The sequence below is a fragment of the Streptomyces sp. AC512_CC834 genome (genome assembly GCF_019049325.1).
In the GTDB taxonomy this organism is placed as follows: Bacteria; Actinomycetota; Actinomycetes; order Streptomycetales; family Streptomycetaceae; genus Streptomyces.
In genome coordinates this window covers 190581-204037 of the sequence record NZ_JAGMUO010000014.1, presented here as the reverse complement: position 1 = coordinate 204037, position 13457 = coordinate 190581, and the positions used below count along the sequence as shown (strand labels likewise).

General features: G+C 70.3%; 7 protein-coding genes and 1 tRNA gene. 1 reads left to right on the top strand and 7 read right to left on the bottom strand.

What is annotated here, in order from left to right:
- Window positions 1–199: 199 nt before the first annotated feature.
- Window positions 200–4384 (top strand): hypothetical protein, encoded by a 4185-nt coding sequence (locus KUM40_RS04950; RefSeq protein WP_217163233.1) that lies wholly within the window; start codon window positions 200–202, stop codon window positions 4382–4384.
- A gap of 229 nt (window positions 4385–4613) precedes the next feature.
- Here KUM40_RS04950 and KUM40_RS04945 read toward each other — a convergent pair.
- From KUM40_RS04945 to gnd, 7 genes are all read right to left on the bottom strand, one after another.
- Window positions 4614–4690: transfer RNA gene (locus KUM40_RS04945), tRNA-Ile, on the bottom strand.
- 144 nt (window positions 4691–4834) lie between these two features.
- Window positions 4835–5560, bottom strand: coding sequence for a DUF3566 domain-containing protein (locus tag KUM40_RS04940; RefSeq protein ID WP_217163231.1), 726 nt, complete (start codon window positions 5558–5560; stop codon window positions 4835–4837).
- An 18-nt stretch (window positions 5561–5578) separates the two neighbouring features.
- Window positions 5579–8173, bottom strand: a complete 2595-nt coding sequence (gyrA, locus tag KUM40_RS04935) for a DNA gyrase subunit A (RefSeq protein WP_217163228.1) — start codon at window positions 8171–8173, stop codon at window positions 5579–5581.
- Between the two features lie 59 nt (window positions 8174–8232).
- Window positions 8233–10293 (bottom strand): DNA topoisomerase (ATP-hydrolyzing) subunit B, encoded by a 2061-nt coding sequence (gene gyrB / locus KUM40_RS04930; RefSeq protein WP_217163226.1) that lies wholly within the window; start codon window positions 10291–10293, stop codon window positions 8233–8235.
- Between the two features lie 434 nt (window positions 10294–10727).
- On the bottom strand, window positions 10728–11294 hold the full coding sequence (locus KUM40_RS04925) for a DUF721 domain-containing protein (RefSeq protein ID WP_217163224.1): 567 nt from the start codon (window positions 11292–11294) through the stop codon (window positions 10728–10730).
- Window positions 11291–12412 (bottom strand): DNA replication/repair protein RecF, encoded by a 1122-nt coding sequence (recF, locus tag KUM40_RS04920; RefSeq protein ID WP_217163222.1) that lies wholly within the window; start codon window positions 12410–12412, stop codon window positions 11291–11293. Before recF ends, KUM40_RS04925 begins: the two co-directional genes overlap by 4 nt.
- A 64-nt stretch (window positions 12413–12476) precedes the next feature.
- Window positions 12477–13355 carry a phosphogluconate dehydrogenase (NAD(+)-dependent, decarboxylating) gene (gene gnd / locus KUM40_RS04915; RefSeq protein ID WP_217163220.1) on the bottom strand — a complete coding sequence of 293 codons (879 nt, stop codon included), beginning with the start codon at window positions 13353–13355 and terminating at the stop codon, window positions 12477–12479.
- Window positions 13356–13457: the final 102 nt, after the last annotated feature.

The window sequence follows — 13457 nt, the reverse complement described above, 5'->3', positions numbered from 1 at the left end:
GGGTGACACCTCGAGCGCTGGGCCGCTGACCTGTCAGGGTGCCGCGAGGCCGCCTCGCCACTGCGACGCGATCCTGCCACCTGTGGTCGCCGCAGAGGAGGTTCCGGAATCACGACGCCGCTGTAGCCGCAGGTCAGACATATAGAGTGAGTTTTCCGGTCCGGACGTCCAGGTGCGGGGGAAGTAAGGAGCAGAGACCTTGAGTTTCGACTCAGGGGCACGCACGGCCTTCGCGGAACGCCTCGCACTGCTGTACAGGGAGGCGGGCAACCCTCCCCTCAAACGCGTGTCCGAGGCTGTCGTCCGGCTCCAGCGGGTCGACGAACGAGGGCGGCCCGTACGGGTGTCCGCCCAGCGGATCAGCGACTGGCGGCGCGCCAAGAACGTGCCCGCCCAGTTCCCCGCCCTCGCGGCGGTCCTGCACGTGCTCATCCCGCAGGCGCGGCGCGCGCGACCGGTACCGGTCTCCGCCGGCCTGTACGACCTGGCCCAGTGGCAGCGCCTGTGGGAGCGGGCGGTGGCCGACCCGACCGCCGAACGCCCCGCGCCCTCCGCCGCGGAGGAACAGCCCCCCGCCGAGACTCCGGCCGCCCCCGGCGGGGTCTGCCCCTACCGAGGGCTGGCCGCCTACCGCGGGCAGGACGCCGGCTGGTTCTTCGGTCGGGAACGCAGCACGCAGGCCCTCGTCGCCCAGCTCCACGCGGCGCGGGACACGGGCGGGCTGGTCATGCTCGTGGGCGCCTCCGGGGCGGGGAAGTCCTCTCTGCTGAATGCCGGCCTGGTACCCGCCCTGCGCTACGGCGCGCCGGACGCCGGGGGCGGGCCGCCCCGGGAGGGCGGGGAGGCCGGGGAGGCGGGAGAGGCGGGGGAAGCCAGGAAGGTCCTCCAGCTCGTGCCGGGGGCCGATCCGCTCGGGGAGCTGACCCGACTGATACCGCAGCTCGCGCCCGTGGTCGGCGCCGCGAGGCGCGCGGCGGCACCGGGCGATCAGGGGACCGGGGAGACGAGGGCGATGGGCGGGGCAGGCGAGGCCGGGAAGGCGGGGGAGACGGGGGAGGCCGGCGATCCGCGGACGGAGGACGCCGCCAGAGCGGCCTTCGCGGCCTGGGCGGCGCACCGTGAAGCCTCGCCGGACGCTTCTCCGGACACCCTGCCGGACACCTCTCCGCACGCCCCGCCGCACGCCCAGCCGCACGCCCCGCCGGTCGTCATCGTGGACCAGTTCGAGGAGCTCTTCACGCTCTGCGCCGACGAGACGGACCGGCGCCTGTTCATCCGGCTCCTCCAGGCCGCCTGTGTGCCCGGCGACGCGCAGAGCCCGGCACCCGTGCTCGTGACGCTGGGCGTGCGCGCCGACTTCTACGACCAGTGCCTGCGCCACCCCGAGCTGGCCGACGCGCTGCAACACCGGCACATGGTGCTCGGGCCGCTCACCGCCGCGGAACTGCGCGAGGCGGTGACCGCCCCGGCCAGGGCCGTCGGCATGGAACTCGAACCGGGTCTCGCCGAGCTGATCATCCGCGAGGTGAGCACCGACGGACCGCGCGGGGCCCACGACGCGGGCGTGCTGCCGCTGCTCTCCCACGCGCTGCTCGCCACCTGGCAGCGGCGCAAGGCGGGCCGGCTGACGCTGGCCGGGTACCGCGCGGCCGGCGGTATCCAGGGCGCGGTGGCCGCGACCGCCGAGCGCGCGTGGTCGGGCCTGGACCCGGCGGCCCGCACGGCCGCGAGGCTGCTGCTGCTCAGGCTGGTCCGGCTGAGCGAGGACACCCAGGCCACCCGCCGGCGCAGTACGCGGCGCCGGCTGGCCGAGGAGTCGGGGGATCCCGGCAAGACCGAGGAGTCCCTCGAGGCGCTGGTGCGGGCCCGGCTGGTGACACTCGACGCGGACACCGTGGAGATCACCCACGAGGCGCTGCTCCACGCCTGGCCCCGGCTGCGCGACTGGATCGACGAGGACCGCGCCGGCAACCTGCTGCGCCAGCGTCTTGAGGAGGACGGCCTGGCCTGGGAGGAGTCGGAACGCGACGCCTCACTGCTCTACCGGGGCTCCCGGCTGGCACAGGCGAGCGGCTGGGCGGACTCGGCCGACGACACCTTCCTGACCCGCAGCGCGGTGGAGTTCCTGGCCGCCGCGGTCAGGCTGCGCAGGCGCACCGTCCTGATCAGTCGTGCCGCGGTGTCGGCGCTGGTCGTCCTGGCCCTCGTGGCGGTCGGTTCGGCGGTGATCGCCTGGCAGCAGCGCAACGACGCCGTGTTCGAGCAGGTGGTCGCGGAAGCGGACCGGGTCCAGGACACGGACCCCTCGCTGTCGGCCCAGCTCGACCTGGCGGCGCACCGCCTGCGACCGGACGACGAGGACGTCAGGAACCGGCTGATCTCGATCGTGAACGCCCCGCTGGCCACCCCGCTCCTCGGGCACACGGGCGCCGTCTACCTCACCTCCTTCAGCCCCGACGGCCAGACGCTGGCGACGGCCAGCTACGACCGGACGGTGCGGCTGTGGGACGTATCGGACCCGGCTCGTCCCAAGCAGTTGGGCAAGCCCCTCACCGGACACACCAGTTGGGTGAGCACCGCGGTCTTCAGCCCGGACGGCCGCACCCTGGCCAGCGCCTCGGACGACGGCACGATCCGGCTGTGGGACGTGCGCGACCCCAGCCGCCCGCGCCCGCTCGGTGCGCCCCTGTCCGGTCACGGCGGCACCGTCTACCTGCTCGCGTTCAGCCCGGACGGCCGCACCCTGGCCTCCGCCCACGACGATCACGCCGTCCGCCTGTGGAACGTGGCCGACCCGCGCCGCCCGACGGCGCTCGACACCCTGACCGGCTCCACGGCGGCGGTGCGCTCGGTGGCGTTCAGCCCCGACGGCCGCACGCTCGCGGCCGGCGGCGACGACGACAAGGTCCGGCTCTGGGACGTGGCCGATCCCCGCCGCCCGGAGCCGGTCGGCGCACCGCTGACCGGGCACAGCGACCTGGTGCACTCCGTGGCCTTCAGCCCCGACGGCCGCACCCTGGCCAGCGGCAGCGCGGACAACACCGTACGGCTCTGGGACGTGAGCGACCCGGACCGTGCGAGACCAGTCGGCGCACCGCTCACCGGCCACAGCGGCCCCATCTGGGCGGTGGCCTTCAGCCCCGACGGCGCCATGCTCGCCGCGAGCAGTGCGGACAGCACGGCGAGCCTGTGGAACGTCAGCGACCCGTCCTACCCCTCGCAGGTCGGCGTGCCCCTCGCCGGAAGCAGCGGCGAGATGTACGCGCTCGGCTTCAGTCCCGACGGCCGCACCCTCGCCACCGGCAGCGGCGACAGCAAGGTCCGCCTGTGGTCACTGCCGACGTCGGACATGATCGGCCGCACCGGTGCCTTCCGCCCGGACGGGCGGGTACTGGCCACGGCGGCCCGCGACGGCAGGGTCCGCCTGTGGAACGTGACGGACCCCGGCCGGCCCGTGTCGCTGAGCGCGCCCTTCCGGCCCGGGGAGGGCGACATCCGGTCGCTGGTGTTCTCCCCGGACGGCCACACGCTGGCGGTGCTCACGGGAGGCCGCGCGCTCCAGTTGTGGGACGTCACGGACCCGGCCCGGCCCACCGCCCACGGACCACCGGTGCCGCTGCACACCCGCTACGCGGGCCCCGACACACTGGCGTTCGGGCCCGACGGCCACACCCTGGCCACGGCCCACGACGACCGCACCATCCAGTTGTGGAACACCGCCGACCCGGCCCACCCCCGCCGTCTCGGCAAGCCGCTCACCGGGCACACGGGGTACGTCAACACCCTCGTCTTCAGCCCGGACGGCCGCACCCTCGCCAGCGGCAGCGCGGACGACACCGTACGGCTCTGGGACGTCTCCGACCCCGGCCACGCGACCCGCCTCGGCGCGCCCCGTACCGGGCACCTCGGGCCCGTCAACGTCGTCGCCTACAGCCCCGACGGCCACACCCTGGCCAGCGGCAGCGACGACGGCACGGTCCGCCTGTGGGACGTCACCGACCCGGGCGAGGCGTCTCCCGCGCAGTCCGTTCTCGCCGGACACACCGACTCGGTGGTGTCGCTGACGTTCAGCCAGGACGGCGACACGCTGGCCAGCGGCGCCAACGACAACACGGTCCGGCTCTGGAGCGTCACCACACCCGCCGAGGCCGCTCCTCTCGGCCAGGCGATGAGCCCCAACGCCAAGACGGGCAACTTCCTCTCCTTCAGCCCCGTGAGCCACATGCTGGGGGTGTCCAGCGGCACGGACACCGTCCGGCTGTGGAACCTGGGTGTCGACGACGCCATCGACCGGATCTGCTCCGCCACCCGGGGCGTGCTGACCAGGGAGAAGTGGCACGAGTACCTGCCACGCCTGGAGTACGACCCGCCGTGCGACCGTTGAACGCCCTCCAGGAAACACGTGATCCCTGTCACATCACCGAGGCCCGACCGACCAGTCGGCACCCACCACGCACCCCGCCTTGTTAGCCTTGGCCACAGCCCGACCGCTGGCGCATCCCCCGTCGCCAGCGGTCGGGTCTTTTCACGCCCACCGCCCCGCACCGCACGGCAGCCCCGAGAGCCGTAAACGCCAAAAACCCCCAACCGGATCCGGCTGAGGGTCTTCGTGCTGGTGGGGCTAACAGGATTTGAACCTGTGGCCTCATCCTTATCAGGGATGCGCTCTAACCAACTGAGCTATAGCCCCGCCGCGCTCTGCGGTGTATGTCCCGCGCGCTGACTCCTGAAGATTAGCGCACGAGGCGGGCAGTCCCAAAATCGGTTGTCACGGGGCCGGAGAGCGCGGACGGCGCGCGGATCAGTCTCAGATCAGTCGCGGATCACTCGCGGATCACTCGTCCTCGGCGAGCGTCAGCTCCACGCCGCCGACGAAGCCGGCGGACAGGTTGTAGATGAACGCGCCGAGCGTGGCCAGGGCCGTCGCGAGGACGACGTCGATGACCGCGATGACCGTCGTGAACAGCAGCACGTTGGGCAGTGACAGGAAGGACTGCAGGTCGAAGCCGTTGGACTCGTTCGATCCGGTGGCCTCGGAGATGGTGCCGCCGACCGTCGAGAAGACGCCCATGGCGTCCATGACCATCCACAGCACGGCGGACGCGACGATGGTGCAGATGCCGAGCGCGATGGAGAGCAGGAAGCTGACCTTCATCACCGACCACGGGTCGGCCTTCGACACGCGCAGGCGTGCCTTGCGGACGCGGGGCGTGGTGCGGGCGCCGGTGCGCGGGCGGCGCACGGCGGACGCGTTGCCGCCCTGGGTCTGGTATGCCTGCGGCGGGTGGTAGGGCCCGCCCTGCTGCTGAGGCTGCCGTTCTCCCGGCAGCGGCGAGGCCGCCGCTTGTGTCTGCTGGCCTCGGGTGTCCGTCACAGTTCCCCCCTGGGATCCATGCGTCTTGGACGAGCTCGCCGAGTGCGAATCGGTCGCTCCGTCGTCGATCTTGCGCAGTTGAGTCGTGTGCGAATCCGTCGCACGCGCGGCTGAGCCACGGCCGCCGCCGCCCGTTTCCGTACCCGTGGGGGTACCGGCCGATCCGGCGCCCGTGGCTCCGCTCACGATGACTCTCTCCTCGTGCTACTCGGCCGAGGGCGCCTCACCCTCGTCCGTGCCGGTGGTCGCGGCACCCTCGGCGGTCTCGTCGACGACCACATCGCCGTCGACCTCCTCCGCCTCGCGTCCCGCCTCGGCGTTGCGTGCGATACCGACGACGGCATCGCGCTTGCCCAGATTGATCAGTTGGACACCCATGGTGTCACGGCCCGTCTCCCTGACCCCGCTGACTCGCGTACGAATCACACCGCCCGAGAGGGTGATGGCGAGGATCTCGTCGTGCTCCTCGACCACCAGCGCGCCCACGAGCGACCCACGGTCCTCGACGATCTTGGCGGCCTTGATGCCGAGACCGCCGCGACCCTGGACGCGGTACTCGTCGACGGAGGTGCGCTTCGCGTAACCGCCGTCGGTGGCAGTGAACACGAACGTACCGGCTCGAACAACATTCATCGAGAGCAGCTCGTCCCCTTCGCGGAAACTCATGCCCTTGACGCCCGAGGTGGCACGGCCCATCGGACGCAGCGTGTCGTCCGACGCGGTGAACCTGATCGACTGCGCCTTCCTGCTGATCAGCAGCAGATCGTCCTCGGCCGAGACGAGTTCGGCTCCGATCAGTTCGTCGTCGCTGCCGTCCGCCTGCTCCCGCAGGTTGATGGCGATGACTCCACCCGAGCGCGGCGAGTCGTAGTCCTTCAGCGACGTCTTCTTCACCAGGCCGGCCTTGGTGGCCAGGACCAGGTACGGAACCGCCTCGTAGTCGCGGATCGCACGGATCTGGGCGATCGACTCGTCCGGCTGGAAGGCCAGCAGGTTCGCGACGTGCTGGCCGCGCGCGTCCCGCCCGGCGTCGGGCAGCTCGTAGGCCTTGGCGCGGTAGACGCGGCCCTTGTTGGTGAAGAACAGCAGCCAGTGGTGCGTGGTGGACACGAAGAAGTGGTTGACGATGTCGTCTTCCTTGAGCTTCGTGCCGCGCACGCCCTTGCCGCCGCGCTTCTGGGCCCGGTAGTCGTCGGTCTTGGTGCGCTTGATGTAACCGCCACGCGTGACCGTGACGACGATGTCCTCCTCGGCGATCAGGTCCTCGATGGACATGTCACCCTCGTACGGGATCAGCTTGGTCTTGCGGTCGTCGCCGTACTTGTCGACGATCGCGGTCAGTTCCTCGCTGACGATCTCGCGCTGCCGGACCGGCGAGGCGAGGATCTCGTTGTACTCGCGGATCTTCGCCTGGAGTTCGTCGTGCTCCCGGACGATCTTCTGGCGCTCCAGGGCCGCCAGGCGGCGGAGCTGCATCTCCAGGATCGCGTTGGCCTGGATCTCGTCGATCTCCAGGAGCTCCATCAGGCCCCCGCGCGCGATCTCCACGGTGTCACTGCGCCGGATCAGCGCGATGACCTCGTCGATGGCGTCCAGGGCCTTCAGGAGGCCACGCAGGATGTGCGCCCGCTCCTCGGCCTTGCGCAGCCTAAAGCGCGTACGGCGGACGATGACCTCGATCTGGTGGTTCACCCAGTGGCGGATGAACGCGTCCAGGGAGAGGGTGCGCGGCACGCCGTCGACCAGGGCCAGCATGTTGGCGCTGAAGTTCGACTGCAGATCCGTGTGCTTGTAGAGGTTGTTCAGGACGACCTTGGCGACCGCGTCCCGCTTGAGCACGATGACCAGGCGCTGGCCGGTGCGGGACGACGTCTCGTCACGGACGTCCGCGATGCCGCCGATCTTGCCGTCCTTCACCAGGTCGGCGATCTTCTGCGCGAGGTTGTCCGGGTTGGTCTGGTACGGCAGCTCCGTGACCACCAGGCACTGGCGGTTCTGGATCTCCTCGACCTCGACGACCGCGCGCATGGTGATCGAACCGCGCCCGGTGCGGTAGGCCTCCTCGATGCCCGTACGGCCCACCACCAGCGCGCCGGTCGGGAAGTCGGGGCCCTTGATGCGCTCGATGAGCGCGTCGAGCAGCTCCTCGTGCGAGGCCTCGTAGTTCTCCAGGTACCACTGGGCGCCGGCCGCGACCTCACGCAGGTTGTGCGGCGGGATGTTGGTCGCCATGCCGACCGCGATCCCGGCCGAGCCGTTGATCAGCAGGTTCGGGAAGCGGGCGGGCAGAACGGTCGGCTCCTGCGAGCGGCCGTCGTAGTTGTCCGTGAAGTCGACGGTCTCCTCGTCGATGTCGCGGACCATCTCCATCGCCAGCGGCGCCATCTTGCACTCGGTGTAGCGCATGGCCGCCGCCGGGTCGTTGCCCGGCGAGCCGAAGTTTCCGTTGGAGTCGACGAGCGGCATCCGCATCGACCAGGGCTGGGCGAGGCGGACCAGGGCGTCGTAGATGGAGCTGTCGCCGTGCGGGTGGTAGTTGCCCATCACGTCGCCGACGACGCGGGCGCACTTGTAGAAGCCGCGCTCGGGGCGGTAGCCGCCGTCGTACATGGCGTACAGCACGCGGCGGTGCACGGGCTTGAGGCCGTCGCGGACGTCGGGCAGCGCACGCGAGACGATGACGGACATCGCGTAGTCGAGGTAGGAGCGCTGCATCTCCGTCTCGAGCCCGACGGGCTCGACACGCATTGCCAGGGCGTCGCCCTCGGGCGTCGTCACAGGAGTGTTCTCGTCGGTCATTGCTGGTGAAGGTCCTTCCTGGTGCGGTCAGCCGACTGGTGCGGTCGGCCGGGACCGACTCAGATGTCGAGGAAGCGGACGTCCTTGGCGTTGCGCTGGATGAACGCGCGCCGGGCCTCGACGTCCTCGCCCATCAGCACCGAGAACAGGTCGTCGGCCTGCGCGGCGTCGTCGAGCGTGACCTGGCCGAGGACACGGTGCTCCTGGTCCATGGTCGTGATGCGCAGCTCCTCGGCGTTCATCTCACCGAGACCCTTGAAGCGCTGCACGGAGTCCTCACGGATGCGCTTGCCCGCGCTGCGGCCCATGTCGATCAGCGCGTCCCGCTCACGGTCGGAGTACGCGTACTCGAAGTCGTCCCGGCCCCACTTGATCTTGTACAGCGGCGGGCGGGACAGGTACACGTGCCCGGACTCGACCAGCGGCCGCATGAAGCGGAACAGGAAGGTCAGCAGCAGGGTGTTGATGTGCTGGCCGTCGACGTCGGCGTCCGCCATCAGGATGATCTTGTGATAGCGGAGCCTCTCGATGTCGAAGTCCTCGTGCACACCCGTGCCGAACGCGGAGATCATCGCCTGGATCTCCTGGTTCTGCAGGATCCGGTCGATGCGCGCCTTCTCGACGTTCAGGATCTTGCCGCGGATCGGGAGGATCGCCTGGTACTGCGGGTTGCGGCCGGACTTGGCCGAACCGCCGGCGGAGTCGCCCTCGACGATGAAGATCTCGCACTTCGTCGGGTCGTTCGACTGGCAGTCGGACAGCTTGCCCGGCAGCGACGCCGACTCCAGCAGGCCCTTACGACGCGTCAGGTCACGCGCCTTGCGGGCCGCCACGCGCGCGGTGGCCGCCTGGATGCCCTTGCGGATGATGTCCGCGGCCTCGTTGGGGTTGCGGTCCAGCCAGTCCGCGAGGTGCTCGTAGACGACCTTCTGGACGAAGGTCTTCACCTCGGTGTTGCCCAGCTTGGTCTTGGTCTGGCCCTCGAACTGCGGCTCCGCCAGCTTGACCGAGATGATCGCCGTCAGACCCTCGCGGATGTCGTCGCCCGTGAGGTTGTCGTCCTTCTCGCGGAGCAGCTTCTTGTCCCGCGCGTACTTGTTGATCAGCGAGGTCAGGGCCGCACGGAAGCCCTCTTCGTGCGTGCCGCCCTCGTGCGTGTGGATGATGTTGGCGAACGAGTACACGCCCTCGGTGTAGCCGCCGTTCCACTGCATCGCGACCTCGAGGGACAGGGACTTGTCCTTGTCCTCGGCCTCCAGGTCGATCACGGTGGGGTGCACCACGTCTCCCTTGCGGGAGTTGAGGTACTTCACGAAGTCGACGATGCCGCCCTCGTAGTGGTACGAGACCGTCTTGACCTCGTGCTTCTCGTCCTCGCCCGCCTCGTCAGCGCCGGCGGTGGCCTTCGCCGACTCGCGCTCGTCGGTGAGGTTGATCCGCAGGCCCTTGTTGAGGAACGCCATCTCCTGGAAGCGCCGGGAGAGCGTCTCGAAGGAGTAGTCGGTGGTCTCGAAGATGTCGCCGTCGGCCCAGAAGGTGACCGTGGTGCCGGTCTCCTCGATGGCCTCGTGCCGGGCGAGCGGCGCGGTCGCGATGCCGAGCTTGTACTCCTGCGTCCAGCGGTAGCCGTCGGTCTTGACCTCGACGGCGACCCTGCTGGAAAGGGCGTTGACGACGGAAACGCCCACGCCGTGCAGACCGCCGGAGACCGCGTAGCCGCCGCCGCCGAACTTGCCTCCCGCGTGCAGCACGGTCAGCACGACCTCGACGGCGGGCTTGCCCTCGGAGGGGACGATGCCCACCGGGATGCCACGGCCGTTGTCGACGACCCGGACACCGCCGTCGGCGAGGATCGTGACGTCGATCGTGTCCGCGTGGCCGGCCAGCGCCTCGTCGACGGAGTTGTCCACGACCTCCTGCACCAGGTGATGCAGGCCACGTTCACCGGTTGAGCCGATGTACATACCGGGTCGCTTGCGGACCGCGTCCAGACCCTCGAGGACGGTGATGGCACTGGCGTCGTACGAGGCGGAGGTCTCGCCGTGCGACGTGCTCACCGCGTCGTTCACGCCGGTGTCGGTGGACGGGTTGTTCTCGTTGGGGTTGCCGGAATCGGCCACGAAGCGCCCTTTCTGGCACAGCACGAGCCAGGCTCGTCGGCAGGTTGCCGGAGCGGCTGCGGCATGTTGCGTTGGTAAGCCTTGATCAGCGTTGCTCAGCTAGTCCCGGACGGTCCCCACGTTCGGGGCGGGATTGCGTTCCATTCTACCGGTACCACTGACACTGATGGGGGTTTGCCGGTACCTGAGTCCGCATGTGCCGCCCTCAATGAGGCTCGTCCGACTCCCGATATGCGGATGGGGGCTTCAAGAGGCTCACAACGGCACTCAGCGCTTCGAGGCGTCAACCCTTTGCTACTTGGGAGTCAGATCGCGATTCGGCACCGCGTGCGGTGGTACGGAGAAGCGGCCACCGACGGTTCACACCGGCCCGTGACACCTTTTTTTGTGAGGTACATCACGCGCCTCTGACGGGGTGCCAGACCACCCGGAAGTCACCCGTAGGTGTCGCCCGGACCCTGGCTGCCCGGCGCCCGCAACGGCCCGTAACGCCGCCCCGGACCGCCCGGGCCCCCCGGCCCCAACACCTTGATCATCCGCACCGATCCGTGCCCCAGATCCTCGTTCAGGCGAGCCACCAGCGTCGGGGCGAGCAACCTCAGATTCGTCGCCCAGGCCGTCGAGTCGCAGCGCACGACCAGCACCCGCTCGTCCTCGTCGTACCGCTCCGGCACACAGTGCTTCGCCACGTCCTCACCGACGATCTGCGGCCAACGGCCCATCACCCCGCCCACCGCCGCCGGCGTCTCCCAGCCGCGCTCGGTGATCAGCCGGTTGATCGCCGAACCCAGCGCCATCGGATCACGGCCGTCGGCACGCGCCCCGGAGCGCAGACCCCCGCGCCGCGCCTGCTTCTTCTGCTGCGCCGCGTCCCCACGCGCGCGTGCCGCCTCCCGCGCCGCCCTGAGCGCCACGCGCGCGAGATCGACGCCCGAGGGCTCCGGACCACTCCCCTCACGGCCACCGGAAGGCTTCGCGGGGCCCGGCTCGTCCGCGCTCATACGCGCTCCACCGTCCCCTCCGCCACCGTGAACCGAGCCCCCGCCAGCACCCGCGGCACGTCGTCGTCGACCGCGGCCGTCACCAGCACCTGCTCACCGGGCGCCACCAGCTCGGCCAGCCGCTCCCGGCGCCGCGCGTCCAGCTCGGCGAAGACGTCGTCCAGCACCAGCACCGGTTCGTTGCCCTCCGCCCGCAGCAGGTCGAACGACGCCAGCCGCAGCGCCAGCGCGTACGACCAGGACTCGCCGTGGGACGCGTAGCCCTTGGCGGGCAGCGAGCCGAGCTTGAGCAGCAGATCGTCCCGGTGCGGCCCCACCAGCGTGACGCCCCGCTCGATCTCCTGCTTGCGCGCCTCGGCGAGCGCGGCCGTCAACTGCTCGTACAGGTCCTCGCGCGTGTGCGCCTCGCCGGGCGCCGACGGCTTGTACTCCAGGGCGAGGGGACCGCCGCCCGGGGCCAGTTGCTCGTACGCCTTGTCGGCCAGCGGCTGCACGGCCGCGATCAGGGAGAGGCGCTGGGCGAGCAGCTCCGCTCCCGCGCGCGCGAGATGCTGGTCCCAGACGTCCAGCGTGGACAGGTCCATCGTGCGGCCGCCGTGCCTGCGAGCGAGCGCGGCCGACTTCAGCAGGGTGTTGCGCTGCCTGAGCACCCGGTCGTAGTCCGCGCGCACCCCGGCCATCCGCGGCGAACGGGCGGTGATCAGCTCGTCCAGGAAACGACGCCGCTCACCGGGATCGCCCTTCACCAGCGAGAGATCCTCCGGCGCGAACAGCACGCTACGCACGATGCCGAGTACGTCACGCGGCCTGACCTGCGAGGACCTGTTGACGCGGGCACGGTTGGCCTTGCCCGGGTTCAGCTCCAGCTCGATGAGCTGCTGCCGCTCGCCCTGTCTGACCTGGGCGCGGATCACGGCACGCTCGGCACCCATGCGCACCAGCGGGGTGTCGGAGGAGACCCGGTGGCTGCCGAGGGTGGCGAGATAGCCGACCGCCTCGACGAGATTCGTCTTGCCCTGCCCGTTCGGGCCGACGAAGGCGGTGACGCCCGGGTCCAGGGGCACCTCGACCCGGGCGTACGAACGGAAGTCGGCCAGCGACAGATGCGTGACGTGCATGGTCGTGCGCCGACCTCCCCAACCTTCGGGTGTGGACCCTCGGGCATTGACCTTCGGGTGTTGCCTACTTCTTCTTCTCGACCGCGTGCCCGCCGAACTGGTTCCGCAGCGCGGCGATCATCTTCATCTGCGGCGAATCGTCCTGCCGGGACGCGAACCGCGCGAAGAGGGACGCCGTGATCGCGGGCAGCGGCACCGCGTTGTCGATCGCCGCCTCCACAGTCCAGCGTCCCTCACCGGAGTCCTGTGCGTAACCCCGGAGCCCGTCCAGGTGCGCGTCGTCGTCCAGCGCGTTGACAGCCAGGTCGAGCAGCCAGGAACGGATCACCGTGCCCTCCTGCCAGGACCGGAAGACCTCGCGGACGTTGTCCACGGAGTCGACCTTCTCCAGCAGCTCCCAGCCCTCGGCGTAGGCCTGCATCATCGCGTACTCGATGCCGTTGTGGACCATCTTCGCGAAGTGGCCCGCACCCACCTTGCCTGCGTGCACCGCCCCGAATTCGCCCTCCGGCTTGAGGGCGTCGAAGACCGGCTGCGCCCTGGCGACGTTCTCCGCGTCGCCGCCGTACATCAGCGCGTAGCCGTTCTCCAGGCCCCACACGCCGCCGGAGACGCCGCAGTCGACGAAGCCTATGCCCTTGGCTGCCAGCTCCTCCGCGTGCTTCTCGTCGTCCGTCCAGCGGGAGTTGCCGCCGTCCACGACGACGTCGCCGGGCTCCAGCAGCTCACCGAGCCGGTCGACGGTGGCCTGCGTGGCCTCGCCGGCCGGGACCATCACCCAGACCACGCGCGGGGCGCTGAGCTTGCCCACAAGCTCTTCCAGGCTGTGGACGTCGGCGAGGTCCGGATTGCGGTCGTATCCGACGACGGTGTGGCCCGCGCGGCGGATCCGCTCGCGCATGTTGCCGCCCATCTTGCCGAGGCCGACGAGACCGAGCTCCATCAGTTGCGTTCCTTAGGTGTGCGAGGTGGCAAGGCGGCACCTCCGTACCCGCCGGATGCGTGCCGCGGCACTTACGTACCCGCGCCGAGCCTAAACCCGGAC

Excerpts from the sequence above, each read along its gene's own strand:
- gyrA (WP_217163228.1), bottom strand. The coding sequence starts at position 8,173 with ATGACCGACGAGAACACTCCTGTGACGACGCCCGAGGGCGACGCCCTG.
- KUM40_RS04925 (WP_217163224.1), bottom strand. The coding sequence starts at position 11,294 with ATGAGCGCGGACGAGCCGGGCCCCGCGAAGCCTTCCGGTGGCCGTGAG.
- recF (WP_217163222.1), bottom strand. The coding sequence starts at position 12,412 with ATGCACGTCACGCATCTGTCGCTGGCCGACTTCCGTTCGTACGCCCGG.
- gnd (WP_217163220.1), bottom strand. The coding sequence starts at position 13,355 with ATGGAGCTCGGTCTCGTCGGCCTCGGCAAGATGGGCGGCAACATGCGC.